This is a genomic window from Hylemonella sp. P2_B10, assembly GCF_056404875.1.
On the sequence record NZ_JBFUDE010000002.1, the window covers coordinates 426,048 to 448,202 of the forward strand.

Here is a 22,155-nt window from a genome sequence, read left to right on the forward strand (position 1 = left end):
GGTGCGCTCGTCTACCGGGTACGTGCGGCGCCAGCTTGATGGGCGGCTCAGCCCGGACGGTTGGAGAACGAGCTGGTCAGCGAATCGCCGGCACGCTCTTCATCGCCCGCACCGCCCCCTCGCCCATGGCGGCGCCAAATCGCTTGACCAGGCGCTCGGCCACGTTGTCGCGCCGGGTGTAGTCGACGATCTCCTCGGCCTTGACCACTTCGCGCGCCACGTAGTCCAGGTTGCCCAGCTGGTCAGCCAGGCCCATGGCCACCGCCTGCTGGCCGTTCCAGAACAGGCCGCTGAAGGTCTCGGGAGCCTCCTTCAGGCGCTTGCCGCGCCCGGTCTTCACGACGTCGATGAACTGGCGGTGGATCTGGTCCAGCATGGCCTGGGCATAGACGCGCTGCCTGTCGGTCTGCGGGCTGAATGGGTCCAGGAAACCCTTGTTCTCGCCGGCCGTCAACAGCCGGCGCTCCACGCCCAGTTTCTCCATCAGCCCGGTGAAGCCGAAGCCATCCATCAGCACGCCGATGCTGCCCACGATGCTGGCCTTGTCGACGAAGATCTTGTCGGCCGACACGGCGATGTAGTAGGCCGCCGACGCGCAGGTCTCCTCCACCACCGCGTACACCGGCTTGCCGTGCTTGGCCTTCAACCGCTTGATCTCGTCGTTGATGATGCCGGCCTGCACCGGGCTGCCGCCGGGTGAGTTGATCAGCAGCACCACCGCCTGGGTGTTGGCATCTTCAAACGCGGCGCGGGCGGCGGCCAGGATGGTGTCGGCGCTGGCATCCGCGCCCGGGGCGATCTCGCCCTTGACTTCCACCAGTGCCGTGTGCGGCGTGCTGGTGTTGGCGGCCGTGCCGCTGCCCCGACTCAAAGCCACCCACAGCAGCGCGGCGAAAAACGCCAGCCAGGCCAGCCGTACGAAGGTGCGCCAGCGCCGGGTGGCGCGCTGCTCCTCCAGCGTGGCGAACGCCAGCTTTTCCAGCAGCGTGCGCTCCCAGTGGGAACCGGGCGGGTCGCCGGGCTTGCTCACGGGCTGGGGGGCGGGTTGCGGCGCCGGGGCCTGGCCAAACGGGTCATCAGACATTCAAAACTCAAGGGGTTGCAGATGCAGCGCAGTATGCCAGTGCACCACACCATCGCGCTCGGTCAGGGCTATCTTGACCAGGCCGCCCCGGCAGGGGCCGCCCCGGCAGTCGCCGGTGCGTGGGCTGTAGACGGCGCCATGCGTGGCGCAAATCAGGAAGCGGCCGGTCATGTCGAAAAACTGGTCGGGCTGGTAGTCCATCTCCATCGCCACATGGGTGCAGCGGTTCAGGTAGGCCTGCACCTGGTCATCGTGCCGCACCGCGAAGGCGCGGCAACTCATGCCGCAATACATGACGTCGAACGACACCGCCCGGCCGCCGTTCACCAGATCGCCCGAATTGCACAGCGCGATCTGCTGGCCTTGCGGGTCCGGCTCACCCATGGGTCACCAACCAGTCGTGCAGCTCGGGCACCGTGTGGGCAACGAAGCGCGGCTGCAAGGCGTGGAAGGCATCCGGCTCATGGGCGCCGTAGCTGACGCCCACGCTGGCGCAACGGGCGTTCAGCGCCATTTGCAGGTCGTGTGTGGTGTCGCCCACCATCAGCGTGCGCTGCGGCGTGACGCCAAACTGTTCCATCAGCTCATGCAGCATGCGCGGGTGCGGCTTGCCGGCGGTCTCATCGGCCGCGCGCGAACTGTCGAACACCCCCTTGAGCTGGGCCGACTGCAACGCCTCGTCCAGCCCGCGACGGCTTTTTCCCGTGGCCACGGCCAGCTTGTGGCCGCGGCCTTTCAGCACCGCCAGCATGGCCAGCACGCCGTCGAACAGGCAGATGTCGTTCTGATGCTGCTCGTAGTAGTGGCGGTAGCGCGCACCCAGTTCCGGGTACTTGTGCTGCGGCACGTCGGGCGCGGCGTGCGCCAGCGCCTGCATCAGCCCCATGCCAATCACATAGGCGGCATCCTTGTCGCTCGGCACGCTGCCGCCGACGTCACGCACCGCCTGCTGTATGCAGCGGGTGATCACGGTGGTGGAATCGAACAGCGTGCCGTCCCAGTCGAAGGCGATCAGGTCGAATTGCAGAGGTGGCTCAGAGGTCATGAAAGGCCTGTTCAGCGTCGCCGCGCGACATCCGGCAAGTGTGCCACGGCTGCACACCCCGGGTGCAGTGGCCGGGTCAAGCCCCTGGCGTGCAAGCCTCAACAAAGGCCTGCAGGGCCGGCGGCAACTCAGCCTGCAGCTGCACCCGCTCGCCGCTGTGCGGGTGGGTGAACTGCAGGCGCCAGGCGTGCAGGAACATGCGCTTCAAGCCCTGCCGTTGCAACGCCTTGTTCAACTCGAAATCGCCGTACTTGTCGTCACCCAGGATGGCGTGGCCCTCGCTGGCCAGGTGCACGCGTATCTGGTGGGTGCGGCCGGTCTTGATGGTCACCTCCAACAGCGACGCCTGGCTGAGCCCCCCCAGTGCCTTGGCCATCGCCGCCGGCAATGCCAGCACTTTGGCCAGCTTGACCAGCGTGACCGACTTCATGCCGTCCGGATCGTCCTTGGCCACCACCTTGACGCGGCGCTCACCGTCGGCCAGCAGGTACTTGTGCAGCGGTTTGTCCAGCACCTTCTTGTTGGCCGGCCACTGGCCTGACACCAACGCCAGGTAGGTCTTGCCGGTTTCGCGCTCGCGAAACTGGTCCTGCAGCTGGTTCAGCGCGCTGCGCTTCTTGGCCACCAGCAGGATGCCGCTGGTTTCGCGGTCCAGCCGGTGCACCAGCTCCAGGAACTTCTGCTGCGGCCGCGCCATGCGCAGCTGCTCGATGACGCCAAAGCTGATGCCCGAGCCGCCGTGCACCGCCACCCCAGCCGGCTTGTCGATCGCCAGCACCTGCTCGTCTTCCAGCAAGGCCGGAAACTCCCGGCCCGGCACGAAGTTGGCGGCCCCTTCCGCCATGGCCTGTGCTTTTTCTGCAACACGTTCAGAAATCCGCACCGGTGGCACCCGCACCATGTCCCCGGCTTCCAGGCGCGTGTCGGCCCCGGCCCGGCCCTTGTTGACGCGCACCTCACCGCTGCGAATGATGCGATAGACGTGGGTTTTGGGCACGCCCTTCAACTGGCGCAGCAGGAAATTGTCCAGGCGCTGGCCGGCGTCGTCCGGCTCTACCCGTACGGTTTTCACCTCGGGTGTTGGCGCAGGCGCTTTGGCCCCTATAATGTGCTTCACTAGCGATGTGCCGTAAGTGTTTGATTTGGCTGGAGTTTAGTCCAGTGCACCAAACCCTTGCCAAGCGGCACCGCGCTGGGACAAAGGTCGATGCCGCCGATTCCGGGCGCACGCAGACCCCAAGCCAAATGCTTGCGGTGGCCTGCCCCAGGGGACGGACGAGCTGACGATTTGAAACACTGTTACGGAATACAAGTTTGCAGCCCCACACGGCTTGCAAACGGACCAAAGCGAGATGTTTGTGTTGATGAGCCTGATTCTTGTATGCCTGCAGCGCCTGTTTTTTGCGCTGTGCCCCGGCATCGATCGGCTCATCCCGCCCTACCCACGGGCATCCCGCGCAGCCCTACAGGCCGCGCACCCACAACGGCATCCCCTCGCCCCCATCCACGCGCCTACCCCGCGGCTCATGATTTGAGCAGCGGGCGAATCGGCATTCCTCCTCGTTTCAAACTGTTGGTTCCGGCATCTGTGCTCGTCAAGAGCAGGTAAAAAATCGCCATAAGGCGACCGGGCCAGCCCGCCGCAACCCTAAGCAGGCGGGCAAGCTCCGGCAATGAGGAAGGATGCTACCGATGAAACGGATGCTGATCAACGCGACGCAAACCGAAGAGCGCCGCCTGGCCATCGTGGATGGCCAAAAACTGCTGGATTACGAGATCGAGGTCGAAGGCCGCGAACAACGCAAGGGCAATATCTACAAGGCGGTGGTGACCCGCGTGGAGCCGTCACTGGAAGCCTGCTTCGTCGACTACGGCGAAGACCGCCACGGCTTCCTGCCGTTCAAGGAAATCTCGCGCAGCTACTTCGCGCAAGGCGTGTCGGTCAGCCAGGCGCGCATCCAGGATGCCATCAAGGAAGGCCAGGAACTGCTGGTCCAGGTCGAAAAGGAAGAACGCGGCAACAAGGGCGCGGCGCTGACCACCTTTGTGTCGCTGGCCGGCCGCTACGTGGTGCTGATGCCCAACAACCCGCGCGGCGGCGGCGTGTCGCGCCGCATCGAGGGCGACGACCGGGCCGAGCTGAAGGAAACGCTGGACCAGCTGGAATACCCCAACGGCATGAGCATCATCGCGCGCACCGCCGGCATCGGCCGCAGTGCGCCCGAACTGCAGTGGGACCTGAACTACCTGCTCAAATTGTGGAACGCCATTGACGGCGCGGCCAAGGGCGGCAAGGGCGCCTACCTGATCTACCAGGAATCGTCGCTGGTCATCCGCGCGATCCGTGACTACTTCAACAACGACATCGGCGACATCCTGATCGACACCGACGACGTGTACGACCAGGCGCAGCAGTTCATGGCGCACGTGATGCCCGAGCATGCCGCCCGCGTCAAGCGTTACCGCGACGACGCACCGCTGTTCTCGCGCTTCCAGATCGAGCACCAGATCGAATCGGCTTACGCCCGCACCGTGCAACTGCCCAGCGGCGGCGCCATCGTGATCGACCACACCGAAGCGCTGGTGTCGGTGGACGTGAACTCGGCGCGCGCCATCCGTGGCGGCGACATTGAAGAGACCGCGACCCGCACCAACCTGGAAGCCGCTGAAGAAGTGGCGCGCCAGATGCGCCTGCGCGACCTGGGTGGCCTGATCGTCATCGACTTCATCGACATGGAAGAAAGCCGCAACCGCCGCGACGTCGAAAACCGCCTGCGCGACGCGCTGCGGCAAGACCGCGCACGCGTGCAGTTCGGCACCATCAGCAAGTTCGGCCTGATGGAAATGAGCCGCCAGCGCCTGCGCCCGGCGTTGTCTGAGGGCGCCTCCATCCCCTGCCCGCGCTGCGGCGGCTCCGGCCACATCCGCGACACTGAAAGCTCGGCGCTGCAGATCCTGCGCATCATCCAGGAAGAGTCCATGAAGGACAACACCGCTTCCGTGCTGTGCCAGGTGCCGGTGGAAGTGGCGTCTTTCCTGCTGAACGAGAAGCGCACCGAAATCGCCAAGATCGAGTTGAAACAGCGCATCAGCGTGCTGATGGTGCCCAACAAGACGCTGGAGACCCCCAACTACCGCCTGGAGCGGCTGAAGCACGACGACCCGCGCCTGGACGGCATGGAAGTCAGCTACAAGATGGCCGAAGAGGTGGAAGACCCCACCGCCGTGACGCGCCGTTCGCAAGAGCCCACCAACAAGCAGACGCCCATCATCAAGGGCGTGCTGCCCGACGCGCCGGCCCCGGTGGCCGTGCCCAAGCCGCCGGCAGAGCCCAAGGCACAACCGGCCGCCGCCCCGGCCCGGGCACCCGCCCCGGTGGTGGCAGCACCTGCTCCGGCGGAAAAAGGCTTCATGGGCTGGCTCAAGGGCCTGTTCGGCAGCACCCCCGAGGTCAAGCCCGCACCGGTGGCCGCACAGGCCACCAGCAGCAGTGGCGACAAGCCGGAAGGCCGTGGCGCTCAGCGCAGCGGCGAACGTGGTCGTGGTGACGGTGCACGCGAAGGCGGCCGTGGCGATGGCCGCGGCAACCGCAGTGGCCGTGGCGGCCGTGGCGGCGAGCGCGGTGACCGCGCCGACCGTCCGCCGCGCGGCGAGGGCCAAGCCCGCGCTGACGCCAACCCGACCGGCGAAGCCGGCAAGACCGAGGCACGCGGCGAGCAACGCCCGCCGCGCGGCAATGGCGAGCGCTCCGAACGGGGCGAACGCGGTGGCCGCGGCGAGCGCAACCGCAACGACCGGGGTGAACGCAGCGAGCGCGGCGAGCAACGCCCGGAAGGCCGCGGCGAACAACCGCGCAACGAAGCCCGCGGTGAGCGCACCGAACGCGGTGACGGCCGTGGGGACAACCGTGGCGAGGGCCGAGCCGACCGCCCGGACGAGGGGCGTGGCGAATCCGGCGGCCGCAACCGCGGCGAACGCGGCCCGCGCCGTGACGACGAGCAACAACGCCCGCCGCGCCAGGATGCCAACACCGACATGGCACAGCAAAGCCTGCTGCCACCGGCTGAAGGCGAGCAACTGACCGCGCAGCCCACCGACAACACGGCCCAGGTCGACGGCAACAGCGCCGACAACCGTGGCAACGGCGAAACCCGTGAACGCCGCCCGCGCGGCGAGCGTGGTGGCCGCAACCGTGGCGAGCGCGGTGAACGTGGTGAGCGCAGCGAGCGTGGCGACCGCGAACCCCGTGGCCCGCGCACCGAAGGCGCGGATGGCGCTGCGGCGGAAACGCTGGCCCATGGCGACGCAAGTGCCCCGGTGGCCGAGCAGGCCCAGCCTGTGCCCAGCCCGGTCTACCGCCCGGCCGCTGAGCCCATCGTCGTTGCTGCCACGCCGGCACCCAGCCCGGCACCGGTAGCGGCCACGAGCTCGGCACCAGCACCGGCCACGGCGTCGCGCGAGTTGCCCAAGGTGCAGAGCTTCGTGCTGCCGGTGACCGATCTGGCGCAGGTGGCCTCCTCCTCCGGTTTGCAATGGGTGAATTCGGACACCGACAAGATCGCTGCCGCCCAGGCCGCCATCGCTGCCGAACCCAAGCCCTTGCACGTGCCGCGCGAGCGCCCCCCTGCGGTGGTCATCGACGAGCGCGAGCTGGTGCTGGTGGAAACCAAGCGCGACCTGCGCAACATGACGCTGCCGTTTGAGCAGCAGACGCCGGCGCAGTAAACACTGCCGCTGCAGGCAACGAAAAGGCACCCGAGGGTGCCTTTTTTCATGGGTGATGGGCCAGCACGCGATCCAGCGGTGCAGGCACTTTGGCCAGCGGCAAGGCTTGCACCAGCAGTTCACCGTAGCGGATCTTGCGCCCGGCACGGGTGCCCATGAAGCGATGCAAATGCGCCTCCAGGCTGCGGCCGGCCTGAGCCGGTTGCTGTTGAAATTTGCGGAAAGACGCCAGCTCGCCCTCAGCCTCGACCACTGCCTCCACAGCCGGTGCGCCCAGTGCCCGTATCAACTCATCCTCCAGGTCGATGTCACACACAAAAAAGCCCAGTGACGCCATCTGGCATTGGTCGACATGCTCACCTGGCCGCATCCGCTGCAGCGCGCGCCGCACCAGCGGTTCCTCAGCCACGTCGCACAAGCCGGCCAGGCGGAGGTTGAGTCCCTGCGGCCCCAGGACCTGGAGAAACTTGTCGATGTTGGTGACGCCGCCCATGGCCAGCACACAGACGCCTTCGTCATCGAGTTTTCGGCCACGGCGTCTGGCCAGCGTTTCCACAGCGGCCTGGTCGCTCCAGCCTTCCACCAGGGTGGCGGCATGGCCTTTGACGCGGGTAACCCATTGGCAGGCCTGTGCCGGCGTCAACGGCGGGCGCACGCCAGCCGCCGGCTCATGCATGCCAGGGCCTAGAAAACGTCCACGCTCCCAACGCGCGGCACCTCGCCATACAAGCCCTTGCGCACCAGCTCCAGGTGGCTGCAGACCTTGTTGCGGCCGCTCTTCTGCGCGAACACCACCGCCTGCTCGGTACGCTCCAGCGCGGTGCTGGGCGAATCGTCGGACAGGATGTTGGTGAAGCCGGCGCTGATGGTCACGCGCCCGGCCTGGGGGAAGTTGAATTTCTCGATGTTGGCGCGCAGCCGCTCGAAGGCGCCCAATGCCAGCGCCTCGTCCGGGCAGAAGAACAGCACCACGAAGTATTCGCCACCGAAGCGGTAGATGCGGTCGTGCGTGCGGAAGGTGTTGTTCAGCACCCGGGCCACCAGCAGCAGCACCTCTTCGGCGATCAGGTGGCCGTTCTTGTCGTTGATGACGCCAAAGTTGTCCACCCCCACCATGCCCAGCCAGTAGTTGGGCGGCAGGCGGTGGCGGCGCTCCTGTTCGGGGTCCACCGCGGCGTCGGCCACCTGGGTCTTGGGCAAGGGCACCACGCCGTCGTACTCGGCCAGGATGGCGCTGTAGAAGGCGTCGTCCAGCGACTTGCGGTTCAGCAGGCCGGTCAGAGGATCGCGGTCGCTGTACTCCAGCAGCGTGTACATGTTGCGGTACAGGTGGCGCACCTGCGTGATGACCTGCACCTCGTCGTAATTCAGCGCCCCGCCCGAATGCACCTCGATCACGCCCTGATCGTCCGAGCGGGTGTCGGAATAGAGCGGGAAATACGTGATGCGCGGGCCATCGGGCCCAGCCCAGGCGATCTCCACCGGCTCGCGCGACTGGATGCAACTGCACCGGTCCTTCATGTCGTCCAGCGGCTTCAAGCTCTTGAAGTCGGCGCGCAGCGGGTCCGTCACCTTGCCACCGCCCTTGGCGTCCAGCGTGGCCAGTTCCAGCCAGCGCCGCTCACCCTCCTCATTCACCACCTTGGCAATCACCACGCGCTGTATGCGCAGCAGATCCACCAGGGCCTTGGCCACGGTCAACTCCAGCAGATCACGGTCACGGTGGTCGCTGAGCTTGATGATGTGTTCGATCAGGGTTGCCATTCAACCATGATAGGGTGATTGCCTTTACCCCGCAACAGCAATAGCGTGAACAGAAGCCTGAGTCCCCGCCGGGCCGCCCCAAGGGGACTCGCGGCCCCGAGGGGCTGAGGTCCGCAGCTTCAAGCCTGCGAGTGCAGGCTTGAACGGACCGAAGAGCCTCAGCCTCTGGCTGAGGCCTGTCCAGCGACCCACACGAAGTGGGGGAGCGTGGGGGCTAACGTCTGGCTGCGCTGCGATAGGCATCTGCTGCGGCCTGGGCGTCGCCCCGCTGCTCGGCCAGTTCAGCCAGCGCGCGCCACGCGCTGCGCTTGAGCTCGGCGTCCTGCAGCAGCGGCAGCGCCTGCGTCAGCAATTGCTGGGCCTTGCCCCACAGCTGCAGGTGCTTGCAGGCTATGCCCGCCAGGTACTGCAGGCCGGCGTCGCGCGGGTTGCTCATCTGCGCCGACTCGATGCGCGTCAGCCAGGCGGCGTCGGGGGCACCATCAGCCAGCGAAAAGCCATGCTCCAGAACGCGTATCAGCTGCACGCGCTGCAAGGCGTCCAGCGCCTCGGGTTGCTGCAGCATGCGCTCCCAGATCGGCACCAGCCAACGCCGCGCCTGCCCCACCTCGCCGCCCACCTGCACCATGCGCTCGGCCGCTGCAATGGCTACCTGCGGCATCTGGTGCTCGGCCGGGTCCAGCTGGTTCCAGGCGTTGTGCAGTTGCGTCGAGTCGTAGGCGCCTTGGATCAGCTCCAGCGCCAGACCGCGTATCAGGCTCTGGCCGGCGGCCTCGGAAAAAGCGCGGTGCTTGGCCAGCAGGCGCGCGGTTTCCAGGGCCTGCAAGATGTCGCCAGCGCGCCGGGCCACCTTGAAACGCAGCCGCAGTGCGATGGTGCGGCGCGCCGCGCCCTGCGGCAGCTCATCCAGCAGACGCGCGGCGGTGCGGGCGTCGCGGTCGTCAAAGGCCCAGCGGGCGGCGCGCAGTTGCACGCCTTCGCGCGTTTCCTGCGCTTCGCGCGTGGCGGCCTGCTCCAGCGCCTGGCGCACATGCTCCTGGCGCGAGGCACGGTCCTGCAGCGCATGGGCGCTCTCCGCCGCCAGCAGGTGCGAGACGGTGCGCAGCCGCCCGGCGTAGGCCAGTTTCTGCTCGCTGCGCGCCAGCGAGTGCTCCTGCGCCAGCACGCTCTCGGCGGCCTTGCGCGCGCGGATGAAGCGCCCAGCGGTCAAATGCGACAAGGTGTCCAGCAGGCCCACGTGCATGGCACGCTCCTGGTGCTGCAGGCGCCAGCGCCGCGCCTCGCCAGGCAACGCGAACAACAGGCCCAGGGCGCGCAGCGCCATGTGCAGCACGATGAACAGGCCCACCAGCACCAGCAGCACCAGGTTCAGCGACAAGTCCAACCGGTAAGGCGGCCAGAACACGGTCACCGTGCCCTGGTTGTTGCCGGCAAACAGCGCCACCGCCACCGCGATGCCGAACAAGGCCAGTAACCACAGGGCAGCGCGCATGGTGCTCAGCGTCCCGCCGCCGCCGTCTGCAAGGCGGTCAAGGTGTCGTCCACGCGCGGCAGCTCCAGCGTCTTCATCTGGCCCTGGATCTGCTGCAGCAAGGCCTGCGCGGCCTGGGTCTTGCGCGAGCCGGCGTCAAAGTATTTCTGCAAGGCGGTGCTGGCGGCCGCCAGGTCAGCACGCGACGCATCCGTCTGGCGCGCCAGCAGGCCCAGGCGGGCGTTGAGCAGGCGCAGCTTCAGGTTTTCGCGCAGGAAGAACGACTGCTCAGGCGACAGCAGCGCCGCCTCGGGCGCCTCCACCCGGCTGACGCGCACCAGCTTGCGCGCCTCGTCGCCAAACACCTGCAGCAGCCGGTGCCACCAGGTGATGAAGTTGTCGCCGGCCGGCGCCGGCTTCGGGTTGCTCATGGAGCCGGCGGTGGCCACGGCGTTGGCCACCGGCAGCTCGTCGGCCAGGCGGGTCAGTTCGTCCATCTTGACCAGCAGCGCCGGGGTGTCCGACACGGCGGTGAGCTTCACGCGGTCCATGTCACGGGCAATGGCGCGTTGCAACTGCGCCAGGCGCGGTTGGGCGGCACGCTGCACGCGCTGCTCGGCGGACTTCAGCGCCGCCAGCAGCGGCTGCACGCTGCCCGCCAGCTGCGCCTGCTGCTGCGCCAGGCGAATGGCGGAATCGATGTCCACCACCAGGTTCTCATCGCGCGAGCGCGACAGGCTTTGCATCAACTCGTCCAGCTGGGTGCGCTGCAAGGCCACCTCGCTGAGCTTGGCCTCGCTCAACGCCACCCGGGCGGCGGTGTCGCGCGCCAGGTCTTGCGCCTGGCGGGAACTGGCGCGCGCCTCCATGGCCTGCTGGCTGGCGTCGGCGCTTTGCCGGGCCAGCGCCTCTTGCATGCCGGAGAGTTTTTGCCACAGCAGGCCACTGAGCAACAACGCCGCCAGCGCCACCACCGCCAGAAACAGCACCAGGGGCCGCGCCACCGCCACCGGCGTGGCGCCGGCTTTGGGGGGCGTGGTGTCAGCCTGGCCAGGCTGCGCCGGCTCGGCGGAGACGTCGGAGTTCATGGCATGGATTCTATCGAGGCCACCACATCGACCAGCCCCGGACGTGACGCCTGTACAACACCGAAACCGGCGGCGCGCGCGCTGGCGGCAATCCGCTCGTGGGTGCACAGGGCGCTGGCCTGGCCCCAGCCCTGGCCCGGCCGCAGCGCCAGCAGGTTGGTCACGGCCTGGGAGCTGTTGAACAGCCACAGCGCCCCACCCCGCGCCGCCTCGTTGGCCAGCGCGATGGCTTGCGCGTCCAGCACCGGCAGGCCGCGCTGGTAGCTGACAACGAAATCCACCTCGGCCCCGCAGGCCCGCGCCTGCCTGGCCAACCAGTCGCGGCCGGCGCCGGCATCACCCTCTTGCGGTGGGTCCCCAAGCTGCGCCGCAGGCGCGCCGGCATCATTGCCGCGCACGATCAGCAACCGCCGACCCGGCGCCAGCTGGGCCTGCACCAGCGACCACAGCGCTTCGGAATCAAACTGCGTGGCATCCGGCGCTGGCATGTCGATCGCGCTGGGCGCCACACCGCAAGCGCGCAGTGCCGCCGCGGTGCCCGGCCCAGTGGTCCAGGCGCGCGGGCCTCCGGCCTGGCCGAAAATCGACGCTGCGGCTGGCGCAGCGGCAAAAAAACCCTGTGCCGCATGGGCGCTGACGAACATCACGGCTGCGCAGCGCCCCAAACCCGCAGCGGCCTGGCGCAAGGCGCCGGTGTCCGTCACGGGCTGAATCGCGATCAGCGGCAGCGCTTGGGCCTGGACGCCCTGGGCGCGCAGGTCGTCCACCCAGCGCGCGGCGTCCGGCTGCGCCCGGGTCACGATGACTTTCATGTCAGGTATCTGCGGGAGGACTCAGGCTGCCACCCTGCGCGGCCACGCCCTGCGCCAGTTGCGCGGCCACCCGGCGGCCCAATTCGTCGGCGCCGGCCAGGTCGGCCACCGAGGCCGAGCCCCTGGCGCGCACCAGCGGCAAATGGCCTTCCGGGTCACCCCAGGCGGCATCCAACGACAACGTGGGGCCCTGCCAGGTGGCAAAAGCCGCCAACGGCATGGAGCAACTGCCGCCCATGGCGCGGCTGACGGCGCGCTCGGCCGTCACCGCCAACCAGGTGGGTGTGTGGGCCAGCGGCGCCAGCGCATCGGCCACCTCCTGCCGGGCACTGCGCACCTCGATGCCCAACGCGCCCTGGCCGGCGGCCGGCAGCATCTGCGCCGGTTCGAACAACTGGCGTATGCGCCCGCCCAAGCCCAGGCGCTTCAGGCCGGCCGCAGCCAGCACGATGGCGGCATACAGCCCCTCGTCCAGCTTGCGCAAGCGGGTGTCCAGGTTGCCGCGCAGCGGCTCGATTTTCAAATCCGGGCGCTGGGCGCGCAGCAATGCCACCCGGCGCAGGCTGGAGGTACCTACCACCGCACCGGGGGGGAGTTCCTCCAGGCTGGCGTGGTGGTTGGACACCAGCGCGTCGCGCGGGTCTTCACGCTCCATCACGCAGGCCAGCGCAAAGCCTTCGGGCACGTCCATGGGCACGTCCTTCAGCGAATGCACGGCCAGGTCGGCGCGGCCTTCTTCCAGTGCCACTTCCAGTTCCTTGACGAACAAGCCCTTGCCGCCCACCTTGCTCAGCGTGCGGTCCAGGATCTGGTCGCCCTTGGTGGTCATGCCCAGTAAGCTGACGCCATGGCCCAGCACGCGCAGGCGCTGCTGCACATGTTCGGCCTGCCACAGGGCCAGGCGGCTTTCGCGGGTGGCGATGACCAGGCTCAGTCCGGCCGGCCCCGCATTGCTCACTGCATTGCTCAAAATCGTAACCTGTTGGTAATTTCCAGGGGGTTGGCGATGCTAGCATGGCTCTATGAACAGCCTTGCCAAAAACGAGCCCCAGGACCGCGTCGCCAAGACCCGCAAGAGCAACGAGCAGCCGCTGGTGGACGACATCCGCCTGCTGGGCCGCATCCTGGGTGACACGATACGCGAGCAGGAAGGCGCAGCCGCCTTTGAGCTGATCGAGCAGATACGCCGGCTGTCGGTGGCCTTCCGTCGCGACGCCGACCATGAAGCCGACAAGGCGCTGAAGAAGCTGCTCAAGGGCCTGAGCGCCGACCAGACGGTGAGCGTGATTCGCGCCTTCACCTACTTCAGCCACCTGGCCAACCTGGCCGAGGACCGCCACCACATCCGCCGCCGCCATGCGCACGAGCGCGTGGGCGACACGCAAGAGGGCAGCATCGACGTGGCGCTGTCGCGCCTGCGCTGGGCCGGCATAGGCGGCAAGGCGGTGGTGGAAATGCTGGAGGGCGCCTATCTGGCGCCGGTGCTCACCGCCCACCCCACCGAGGTGCAGCGCAAGAGCATCCTGGACGCCGAGCGCGACATCGCCAACCTGCTGACCCAGCGCGACGAGATCAAGCAGCGTGCCCTGGGTGCCGACACCAAGCGCGACACGCTCACCCCGCGCGAACTGGCCGCCAACGAGGCGCAGATGCGCGCCCGCGTGACCCAGCTGTGGCAAACCCGGCTGTTGCGCTTCACCAAGCTGACGGTGGCCGATGAGGTGGAAAGCGCCTTGAGCTACTACGAAAGCACCTTCCTGCGCGAAATTCCCCGCCTGTATGCCGACCTGGAACAGGCGCTGGGCCAGGGCCCCATCCACAGCTTCCTGCGCATGGGCCAATGGATAGGCGGCGACCGTGACGGCAACCCCAACGTCAGCGCGCAGACGCTGGAATACGCCTTGCGCCGCCAGGCCGAGGTGGCGCTGCGCCACCACCTGACGGAGGTGCACAAGCTGGGCGGCGAACTGTCGCAGTCGGCGCTGCTGGTGGAATGCAGCCCCGAAATGCAGGCGCTGGCCGCGCGCTCGCCCGACACCAACGAGCACCGCCAGGACGAGCCCTACCGCCGCGCGCTGACCGGCATCTACGCCCGCCTGGCCGCCACGCTCAAAGGCCTGACCGGCGGCGACGCCGCGCGCCACGCGGTATCGCCGCAGAACCCCTACCAGAACGCCCAACAGTTCCTGGCCGACCTGCGCGTCATCGAGGCCTCGCTGAAGGCCAACCATGGCGGCGCGCTGCTGGCGCACCGGCTGCAGCCCCTGATACGTGCGGTGGACGTGTTCGGCTTCCACCTGGCCACGGTGGACCTGCGCCAGAGCTCTGACAAGCACGAGGAAGTGGTGGCCGAGCTGCTGCGCACCGCGCGCGTGGAAGCCGACTACAGCGCGCTGGATGAAGCAGCCAAACGCGCGCTGCTGCTGCGCTTGCTGAACGAGCCCCGCCCGCTGCGCGTGCCCAACACCAGCTACTCAGCCCTGACCGGCAGCGAGCTGGCCATCTTCGAGGCCGCCAAGCGCTTGCGCGAGGCCTATGGCGCCCAGAGCATCCAGCACTACATCATCAGCCACACCGAGGCCGTCAGCGACCTGCTGGAGGTGCTGCTGCTGCAAAAGGAAGCGGGCCTGCTGCGCGGCACGCTGGACGGGCTGGGCACCGACGGCAAGGCGCCGTCCACGCTGGACCTGATCGTGGTGCCGTTGTTCGAGACCATCGAGGACTTGCGCAATGCCGCGCCCATCATGCGCGAGTTCTATGCGCTGGCGGGCATTGCCGCGCTGGTGCGGCGCAGCGGCGCGCAGCAGGACATCATGCTGGGCTATTCCGACAGCAACAAGGATGGCGGCATCTTCACCAGCAACTGGGAGCTCTACCGCGCCGAGATCGCGCTGGTGGACCTGTTCGACCAACTGGCCGGCGCCACCCCGGCCGGCGAGAAGACGGTGCGCCTGCGCATGTTCCATGGCCGTGGCGGCACCGTGGGCCGGGGCGGCGGCCCCAGCTACCAGGCCATCCTGGCCCAGCCCCCGGGCACCGTGCGCGGCCAGATACGCCTGACCGAGCAGGGCGAGGTGATAGGCTCCAAATACGCCAACCCCGAGATCGGCCGGCGCAACCTGGAAACCCTGGTCGCCGCCACGCTGGAGGCCACGCTGCTGCAGCCCACCAAGACCGCGCCCAAGGCCTTCCTGCAGGCCGCCAACGAGCTGTCATTGGCCAGCATGGCGGCCTACCGCGCGCTGGTGTACGACACCCCTGGCTTCACCGACTACTTCTTCAGCTCCACGCCGATCCGCGAGATTGCCGAGCTCAACATCGGCTCGCGCCCGGCCTCGCGCAAGGCGACCCAGCGCATTGAGGATTTGCGCGCCATCCCCTGGGGTTTCAGCTGGGGCCAATGCCGCCTGGCCTTGCCGGGCTGGTTCGGTTTCGGCTCGGCGGTGCAGGCCTTCATCAACCAGGGCACGCCGCAGCAGCGCAAGGACCGGTTGGCCTTGCTGCAGAAAATGCAACGCCAGTGGCCGTTCTTCAAGACCCTGCTGTCCAACATGGACATGGTGCTGGCCAAGAGCGACCTGGCGCTGGCCTCGCGCTACGCCGAGCTGGTGATGGACGCCAAGTTGCGCAAGAAGATACTCACCGCCATCGAGGCCGAGTGGCACGCCACCGCAGCGGCGCTGGCGCAAGTCACCGGCGAGAAGCAGCGTCTGGCCAGCAATGCCGCGCTGCAACGCTCGATACGCCACCGCTTCCCGTACATCGACCCGCTGCACCACCTGCAGGTGGAGCTGGTGCGACGGCACCGGGCTGGCGTCAAGGACCAGCGGGTGCAGAACGGCATCCACATCTCCATCAACGGCATTGCCGCCGGTCTGCGAAACACCGGTTGATCAAACTGTTACGGGCGCCACCAGCGGCAGCAGCAGTGTGAAACTGCTACCCTGCCCCGGCTCACTCGCCACAGTGATGCTGCCGCCAAGAGGGCCTGTGATCAGGTTGTAGCAGATGCTCATGCCCAGGCCGCTGCCACCCAGGCCCAGTGCGGTGGTGAAGAAGGGGTCGAAGATGTGGCTCAGCACCTCGGGTGTCATGCCCACGCCATCGTCGCGGTACAGCAGGCGCACCTGCCCGCCCTGTTCCTGCAACGGCTCAGCCTGCAGCCACATGTTGCCCAGCTCGCGGCCAAAAAAGCCGTGCATCAGTGAATTGGTCACCAGGTTGGTGACGATCTGCTCCACCGCGCCGGGAAAGCTGTCCATCATCAGCTTGTGCGGCACGCTCAGGTGCAATTGAAAGGGCGTGGTGCGCAAGGTGGGTTGCATCAGCGCGGCCACATCGTCCACCGCTTGGCGCAGGTCGAACACCCGGCGCTGTGAACTGCTCTGGTCCACCGCCACCCGCTTGAAGTTGGCCACCAGGTCGTGCGTGCGGTTGAGCCCGCGCAGCAGCAACTGCATGCCCTCGCGGGCGCTGTGCAGGTAGTCGTCCAGCTGCGAGCGGCGCAGCGCGCCGGCGCTGACCTGGTCGCCGAACGCCTCGGTCTTGTGCTGCAGCGTGCTGGCCACGGTGACGCAGTTGCCTATGGGGGTGTTCAGCTCATGCGCCACGGCCGCCACGATGGAGCCCAGGCCGGCCAGTTTTTCGGACTGCACCAGTTGCGCCTGGGTGCGGCGCAGATCGTCCAGCGCCCCCTGCAACTGCTGGGAGGACTGCTGCAACGCCGCCGTGCGCTCATGCACGCGGGTGTCCAGCTCGGCATTGAGCTGCAGCAGGCTGTGCTGCGCCGCCAGTTGCTCGGTGATGTCGCGCGCCATGCCCAGAAAGCCGGTGGTCTTGCGCTGCTCGTTGCGCACCGCACTCAAGGCCAAAGACACCTGCACACCCTGCCCGTCCTTGCGCATGTAGACCCAGTTGCGAATGTCGGAACGGCCATCGCGCGTGAACTCCACGAACACCTGCACGTCGGCCACCGGCCGGCCCAGGCGCTGCGACAGGTCGCGCGCACACGCGGCCAGGTCGCCCTCGCGGTGCAGCACGGCGATGGAGCGGCCCAGCATTTCGGCGGCGCTGTAGCCCAGCATGCGCTCGGCGCCGCTGTTGAACATGGTGATCAGGCCGCGCGGGTCGGTGGCGATGATGGCCACTTCCACAGCGGCGTCGAACAGCGCCTGAAGTTGCTGGTTCAGGCCGTACAGCTTGGCGTCGGCTATTCTGCGCTCGGTGACGTCGGTCAGCGTGCCGATGTAGCCCACCACCGCGCCGTCCTCACCGTGCGCCGCCAGCGCCTGGCCGTGCACCCAGCGCGTGCCGCCGTCGGGCCGCAGGAAGCGGTATTCGAGGTCGAACGGCACGCCCGTCTTCAGGGTGGCGCTCCAGGCCGCTTCCACCAACGGCTTGTCAGCCTCCACCAGGTGCTGGTTCCATCGATCGCCCACGGCCTGCTGCTCACTCAGGCCGGTGATCTCGCACCAGCGCGGGTTGACGAATTGGCACACCCCCTGAGCGTCGGTGCGGAAGATGCCGACCGGGCTGGACTGCGTCAGCGTCTGGTAGAAGCTCTGGCTGTGGCGCAGCGCCACCAGATCGCGGGTGACGCGGGCCAGACCAACCTGTGCGCCCACCCGGCTCAGCACCTCTTCAGCCGACAACGGTGGCACCAGAAAGTCGCTGGCACCGGCTCGAAAGCCCTGCTGTTTGGCCACCGCGTCGCCAGCAGGCACCAGCATCACCACCGGAACGCTGGCCACTCCGGGCAGTGTCTTGAAATGGCGGCACAGGGCGGCGCCCTGTGCCCCCGGGAGATCCAGCATCACCAGGTCCGGCAAGGCCTGCTGCATCAGCGCCAGGCCGGCCTCGCCTTGCGCCACCCGGCGCACGGCGTGGCCGGCGCCGGACAGCCAATCCACGGCCGCCACCAGTGGCCCTTTCGCGTCACCAATGATCAGGATGTCGCTCATATCCCTGCACAGCTTAACGCAGGCAACGGCTGACCCTCAAGCAGGGTAAATGCCGGGCCCTGCGCGTCCCTGCCACCTCAGCCGCCTTGGCTGCGCACCCGCAGCGGCGCTGCGCCCGGCGGCGCTTCCAGCACTTCGCCGATCTGTGCAGCGGCGGCAAAGCCGTGGCGTTGGAACACGGCCAGCACCTGGGGCAGCGCTTGCGGCGCGCAAGACACCAGCAGGCCACCACTGGTCTGCGGGTCGGTCAGCAGGGCCTGGTCGGCGGCGGCAAAGCCGGCCGGCAAGGCCACATCAGCACCGTAGCCGGCCCAATTGCGGGCGGAGGCGCCGGTGACCAACCCTTGGGCGGCCAGGTCGCGCACGCCGCCCAGCAGCGGCACGTGGGGCCAGTCCAACGCCACCTGCAGATGGGCGCCGCGCGCCAGTTCCAGCGCGTGACCCGCCAGGCCAAAACCCGTCACATCGGTCAACGCGTGCACACCGGGCAAAGCGGCCAGGTCGGGACCGGGTGTGTTCAGCTGCGTGGTGCTGGCCAGCATGCGCTGGTAGCCGGCGGCGTCCAGTTTGTCCTTCTTCAGCGCCGCCGACATCACGCCCACCCCCAGCGGCTTGCCCAGTACCAGGCAGTCGCCCGCCTGGGCCGCTGAATTGCGCTTGACGTGTTTCGGGTGCACCAGCCCCAGCGCCACCAGGCCATAGATGGGCTCCACCGAGTCGATGGTGTGGCCACCGGCAATCGGGATGCCGGCCTCGCGGCACACCGCCTCACCGCCGGCCAGGATGCGGCCTATGGTCTCCAGCGGCAGCACGTTGATGGGCATGCCCACCAGTGCCAGCGCCAGGATGGGCTTGCCGCCCATGGCGTACACGTCAGAGATCGCGTTGGTGGCGGCAATGCGGCCAAAGTCGAACGGGTCATCAACGATGGGCATGAAGAAATCAGTGGTGGCGATCAGCGCCTGCTCATCGTTGAGCTGGTACACCGCCGCATCGTCCGAGGTCTCTATGCCCACCAGCAGTTGCGGCGGCACCGGCATGGCGGCCGTGCCCTTGAGGATGTCGCGCAGCACGCCGGGCGCAATCTTGCAGCCGCAGCCGCCGCCGTGCGAAAGCGACGTCAAACGCGGGCCGGCTGGCTGCGCGGTAGGGGAAATATCGGAAGTACTCATGGCAAAGCTGGCAAATGGGGCACCCAGCATAGCCCAAACACGGCCGCCAGAGGCTGTGTTAACGTCATTGGCCTGTGGCTGACACCCGGCAATTTTTCACCCCATGACGCTGCGCGCGCTCCTGCTGACCCTGACACTGGCCTGCCTGGCCACCACGGCGTGTGCGGCCGAACCGGCACCCCCCTGCGAGGTGAAGGGCAAGGTGATGTTCGCCGGGCTGGACTGGGATTCCAACGCCTTCCACACCGCGGTGGCCCAGCGCATCCTGCGCGATGGCTATGGCTGCGCGGTGGACACGCTGCCGGGCAGCACCATCCCGCTGATCAACGCGGTGGCGCGCGGTGAGGTGCAGGTGATCATGGAGGTGTGGAAGTCCAACACCCCGGCCAGTTGGACGGACGGCGTCGCCGCTGGCCGGCTGGTGGAAGCCGGCGTCAACTTTCCCGATGCCACGCAGGGCTGGTATGTGCCGCGCTACCTGGTGGAAGGCCCGGGCGCACCGGCCGCCGGCCTGAAAAGCGTGCAGGACCTGCCGCGCTTCAAGGCCTTGTTCGCCGACCCCGAACAACCGGGCAAGGGCCGCTTCCTGAACTGCCCGGCCGGCTGGCAATGCGAGTTGTACAACAGCAAGAAGCTGGTGGCCTACGGATTAGCGCCGCATTACAGCAACTTCCACCCCGGCACCGGCGCCGCGCTGGATGCCGCCATCCACGCCGCGGTGCTGCGCAAGAAGCCGGTGCTGTTCTACTACTGGGGCCCCACCTGGCTGCTGGGCCAGTTGGGCAAGGACCTGGTGCAGTTGCAGGAGCCGGCGTTTGATGCCGCCATGTGGAAAACCTTGTCCGACACCAAGGACCCTAGCAACGCGAGGGCCGCCACCGCCTACCCGGTGGTGCCGGTGGTGGTGGGCGCCAACAAGGCTTTTGCCGACAAGGCACCGCAGTTGTACCAGTTCCTGCAGCGCTACCGCACCAGCGCACAACTGGTGTCGGAGGGCCTGGCCTACATGCGCGATCACCAGGGCAGCGCCGATGCAGCCGCCAAGCACTTCCTGGCCACCCACCCCGAGGTGTGGGCCAACTGGGTGCCGCCGGCCGCTGCGGCACGCATCAAGGCCGCGCTGTGATGGCATTCGCACCGGAGACACCCACCACGGGTTTCCCGGACTGGGGTACGCCGCTGCGCGAAACCACCAACCAGGCCGTCAACGCCATGGTCACCCACTGGGGCGAAGCCTTTGAGGCTGGCGCCAGCAGCCTGCTGGCGCTGTTGCTGCTGCTGGAGCGCGCCCTGAGCGCCCTGCCGCCCTGGGGCCTGGTGCTGGCCATCGGGCTGCTGGCTTGGGCCGCCAGCCGGCGGCCGCTGTTCGCATTGGCTTGCGCCGCCGGCCTGTGGCTGGTGGGCGCCCTGGGCCAATGGGAGCAGGCCATGCAGACGCTGGCGCTGGTGCTGGCGGCAGTGGCCGTGGCGCTGGCGCTGGGCTTGCCGCTGGGCGCGGCCTGCGCCCGCTGGGCGCGGCTGCGCCGGCTGGTGTTGCCGCTGCTGGACCTGATGCAGACCATCCCCAGCTTTGTCTACCTGATCCCAGCGGCCATGCTGCTGGGCCTGGGCAAGGTGCCGGCGCTGCTGGCCACGGTGGTCTACGCCACGCCGCCCATGGTCCGGCTGACCGATCTGGGGCTGCGCCAGGTCAGCCCCTCGGCGGTGGAGGCGGCGCGTGCCTTTGGCGCCACCCCCTGGCAGCTGTTCCGCAAGGTGGAGCTGCCCCTGGCACTGCCCTCGGTGCTGCAGGGCCTGAACCAGGCCACCATGATGGCGCTGGCCATGGTGGTGGTGGCCTCGATGATTGGTGCGCGCGGTGTCGGCGAGACCGTGCTCTTGGGCCTGCAGCGCAACGACCCCGGCACCGGCCTGGTGGGCGGCCTGGCCATCGTGCTGCTGGCCATCGTGCTGGACCGCAACCTGCAAGCCTGGGGCCAGCGCCAGGCACCCGCACGGCATGGCACGGATTGAAGTCAGCGGCGTCAGCACCGTATTCGGTGCCACGCCGCACACCGCGCTGCAACGCCTGCGCCAACAGGGCCTGGGCAAGGCGCAGTTGCTGGCGGACAGCGGCCATGTGCTGGCGCTGGACGACGTCAGCCTGAGCATCGAAGCCGGCGAACTGTTCGTCATCATGGGCCTGTCCGGCTCAGGCAAGTCCACGCTGCTGCGGCACCTGAACGGCCTGATCGCCCCCACCGAGGGCATCGTGTGCCTGGACGGCCAGGAGATCACCCGCCTGGCCGCCGCCGAACAGGTGGCGCTGCGCCGCCAGCGCCTGGCCATGGTGTTCCAGGACTTTGGCCTGCTGTCGCACCGCAGCGTGCTGGACAACGTGGCGCTGCCGCTGGAACTGCGCGGCCTGGCGCCGGCCCAACGCAGGGCGCAGGCCCGGCCCTGGCTGGACATGGTGCAGCTAGCCAGCGTGGCCGATCAGCGGCCCGACCAACTGTCCGGCGGCATGCGCCAGCGCGTGGGCCTGGCACGCGCGCTGTGCGCGCAGACCGACATCATCCTGATGGACGAACCCTTCTCCGCGCTGGACCCGCTGACGCGCGCGCAGTTGCAAGACGAGCTGCTGAAGCTGCAGGCCCAGGCCGGCAAGACCATCGTGTTCGTCACCCACGACCTGGACGAGGCGCTGCGCCTGGGTAGTCGCATCGCCATCCTGCACGAGGGCAAGCTGATGCAGGCCGGCCTGCCGGCCGACATACTGACCCATCCGGCCAACACCCATGTGGCGGAATTCACCAGCGGCATCAACCGGGCGCGGGCCTGGCGCGTCAGCGCCGCCACCGTGGCCTGGCCGGCCGGCCTGGCCCTGCCGTCCTGGGAAGAGGCGGTGGACGAAGGCGCAGCGCTGGAGCAAGTGCTGATGCAGTTGCTGGGGCGCGAAACACCGCTGGCGGTGCGCCGCGCGCAAACGGTGGTGGGCCAGGTCAGCGTGGACAAAGTGCGGGAACTGCTGACGCGCTGAGACCCCAAGCTCAGG

17 protein-coding genes are annotated in these 22,155 nt (G+C 68.2%); 5 read left to right on the top strand and 12 right to left on the bottom strand.

The features are described from left to right. Window positions 1-76: 76 nt before the first annotated feature. The 4 genes from AC1DX2_RS09850 to AC1DX2_RS09865 form a co-directional block, all read right to left on the bottom strand. Window positions 77-1,084, bottom strand: a complete 1,008-nt coding sequence (locus tag AC1DX2_RS09850) for a S49 family peptidase (protein WP_477196159.1) — start codon at window positions 1,082-1,084, stop codon at window positions 77-79. Further along, window positions 1,085-1,468, bottom strand: coding sequence for a Rieske (2Fe-2S) protein (locus AC1DX2_RS09855; RefSeq protein ID WP_477196160.1), 384 nt, complete (start codon window positions 1,466-1,468; stop codon window positions 1,085-1,087). It abuts the gene before it with no gap. Continuing rightward, window positions 1,461-2,129: an HAD family hydrolase gene (locus AC1DX2_RS09860; RefSeq protein WP_477196161.1), complete on the bottom strand. Its 669-nt coding sequence runs from the start codon at window positions 2,127-2,129 to the stop codon at window positions 1,461-1,463. The genes AC1DX2_RS09855 and AC1DX2_RS09860 overlap by 8 nt, the downstream gene beginning before the upstream one ends. Before the next feature lie 76 nt (window positions 2,130-2,205). Then, complete coding sequence (locus AC1DX2_RS09865; RefSeq protein ID WP_477196162.1) at window positions 2,206-3,246, bottom strand: RluA family pseudouridine synthase; 1,041 nt, start codon at window positions 3,244-3,246, stop codon at window positions 2,206-2,208. Window positions 3,247-3,821: 575 nt separating this feature from the next. Here AC1DX2_RS09865 and AC1DX2_RS09870 point away from each other — a divergent pair. Beyond that, window positions 3,822-6,854 carry an Rne/Rng family ribonuclease gene (locus AC1DX2_RS09870; RefSeq protein WP_477196163.1) on the top strand — a complete coding sequence of 1,011 codons (3,033 nt, stop codon included), beginning with the start codon at window positions 3,822-3,824 and terminating at the stop codon, window positions 6,852-6,854. A gap of 46 nt (window positions 6,855-6,900) precedes the next feature. Here AC1DX2_RS09870 and AC1DX2_RS09875 read toward each other — a convergent pair whose 3' ends face one another. The 6 genes from AC1DX2_RS09875 to hemC form a co-directional block, all read right to left on the bottom strand. Beyond that, entirely contained in the window at window positions 6,901-7,530 is a 630-nt protein-coding gene (locus AC1DX2_RS09875; protein WP_477196164.1) for a TOPRIM nucleotidyl transferase/hydrolase domain-containing protein, read from the bottom strand. A gap of 8 nt (window positions 7,531-7,538) precedes the next feature. After that, on the bottom strand, window positions 7,539-8,618 hold the full coding sequence (locus AC1DX2_RS09880) for a GGDEF domain-containing protein (RefSeq protein ID WP_477196165.1): 1,080 nt from the start codon (window positions 8,616-8,618) through the stop codon (window positions 7,539-7,541). A gap of 214 nt (window positions 8,619-8,832) precedes the next feature. After that, complete coding sequence (locus tag AC1DX2_RS09885; RefSeq protein ID WP_477196166.1) at window positions 8,833-10,110, bottom strand: heme biosynthesis HemY N-terminal domain-containing protein; 1,278 nt, start codon at window positions 10,108-10,110, stop codon at window positions 8,833-8,835. Window positions 10,111-10,115: 5 nt separating this feature from the next. Next, window positions 10,116-11,177, bottom strand: coding sequence for a uroporphyrinogen-III C-methyltransferase (locus AC1DX2_RS09890; protein ID WP_477196167.1), 1,062 nt, complete (start codon window positions 11,175-11,177; stop codon window positions 10,116-10,118). Then, window positions 11,174-11,989 carry a uroporphyrinogen-III synthase gene (locus AC1DX2_RS09895; protein WP_477196168.1) on the bottom strand — a complete coding sequence of 272 codons (816 nt, stop codon included), beginning with the start codon at window positions 11,987-11,989 and terminating at the stop codon, window positions 11,174-11,176. The genes AC1DX2_RS09890 and AC1DX2_RS09895 overlap by 4 nt, the downstream gene beginning before the upstream one ends. Before the next feature lies 1 nt (window position 11,990). Next, window positions 11,991-12,959, bottom strand: coding sequence for a hydroxymethylbilane synthase (gene hemC, locus AC1DX2_RS09900; protein WP_477196169.1), 969 nt, complete (start codon window positions 12,957-12,959; stop codon window positions 11,991-11,993). Window positions 12,960-13,011: 52 nt separating this feature from the next. Between hemC and ppc the strand changes: the two genes are divergently transcribed. Beyond that, window positions 13,012-15,882 (top strand): phosphoenolpyruvate carboxylase, encoded by a 2,871-nt coding sequence (gene ppc / locus AC1DX2_RS09905; RefSeq protein ID WP_477196170.1) that lies wholly within the window; start codon window positions 13,012-13,014, stop codon window positions 15,880-15,882. On the opposite strand, the gene AC1DX2_RS09910 is transcribed toward ppc, so the two are convergent. Continuing rightward, complete coding sequence (locus AC1DX2_RS09910) at window positions 15,883-17,949, bottom strand: PAS domain S-box protein (RefSeq protein WP_477196171.1); 2,067 nt, start codon at window positions 17,947-17,949, stop codon at window positions 15,883-15,885. Between the two features lie 77 nt (window positions 17,950-18,026). After that, on the bottom strand, window positions 18,027-19,121 hold the full coding sequence (selD, locus tag AC1DX2_RS09915; protein WP_477196172.1) for a selenide, water dikinase SelD: 1,095 nt from the start codon (window positions 19,119-19,121) through the stop codon (window positions 18,027-18,029). Window positions 19,122-19,224: 103 nt separating this feature from the next. Between selD and AC1DX2_RS09920 the strand changes: the two genes are divergently transcribed. From AC1DX2_RS09920 to AC1DX2_RS09930, 3 genes are read left to right on the top strand one after another with little or no spacing between them, the layout of a single operon-like run. Beyond that, on the top strand, window positions 19,225-20,247 hold the full coding sequence (locus tag AC1DX2_RS09920; protein ID WP_477196173.1) for an ABC transporter substrate-binding protein: 1,023 nt from the start codon (window positions 19,225-19,227) through the stop codon (window positions 20,245-20,247). Next, window positions 20,247-21,134 carry an ABC transporter permease gene (locus AC1DX2_RS09925; protein WP_477196174.1) on the top strand — a complete coding sequence of 296 codons (888 nt, stop codon included), beginning with the start codon at window positions 20,247-20,249 and terminating at the stop codon, window positions 21,132-21,134. The genes AC1DX2_RS09920 and AC1DX2_RS09925 overlap by 1 nt, the downstream gene beginning before the upstream one ends. After that, window positions 21,121-22,140 (top strand): ATP-binding cassette domain-containing protein, encoded by a 1,020-nt coding sequence (locus AC1DX2_RS09930; RefSeq protein ID WP_477196175.1) that lies wholly within the window; start codon window positions 21,121-21,123, stop codon window positions 22,138-22,140. The genes AC1DX2_RS09925 and AC1DX2_RS09930 overlap by 14 nt, the downstream gene beginning before the upstream one ends. Window positions 22,141-22,155 lie beyond the last annotated feature (15 nt).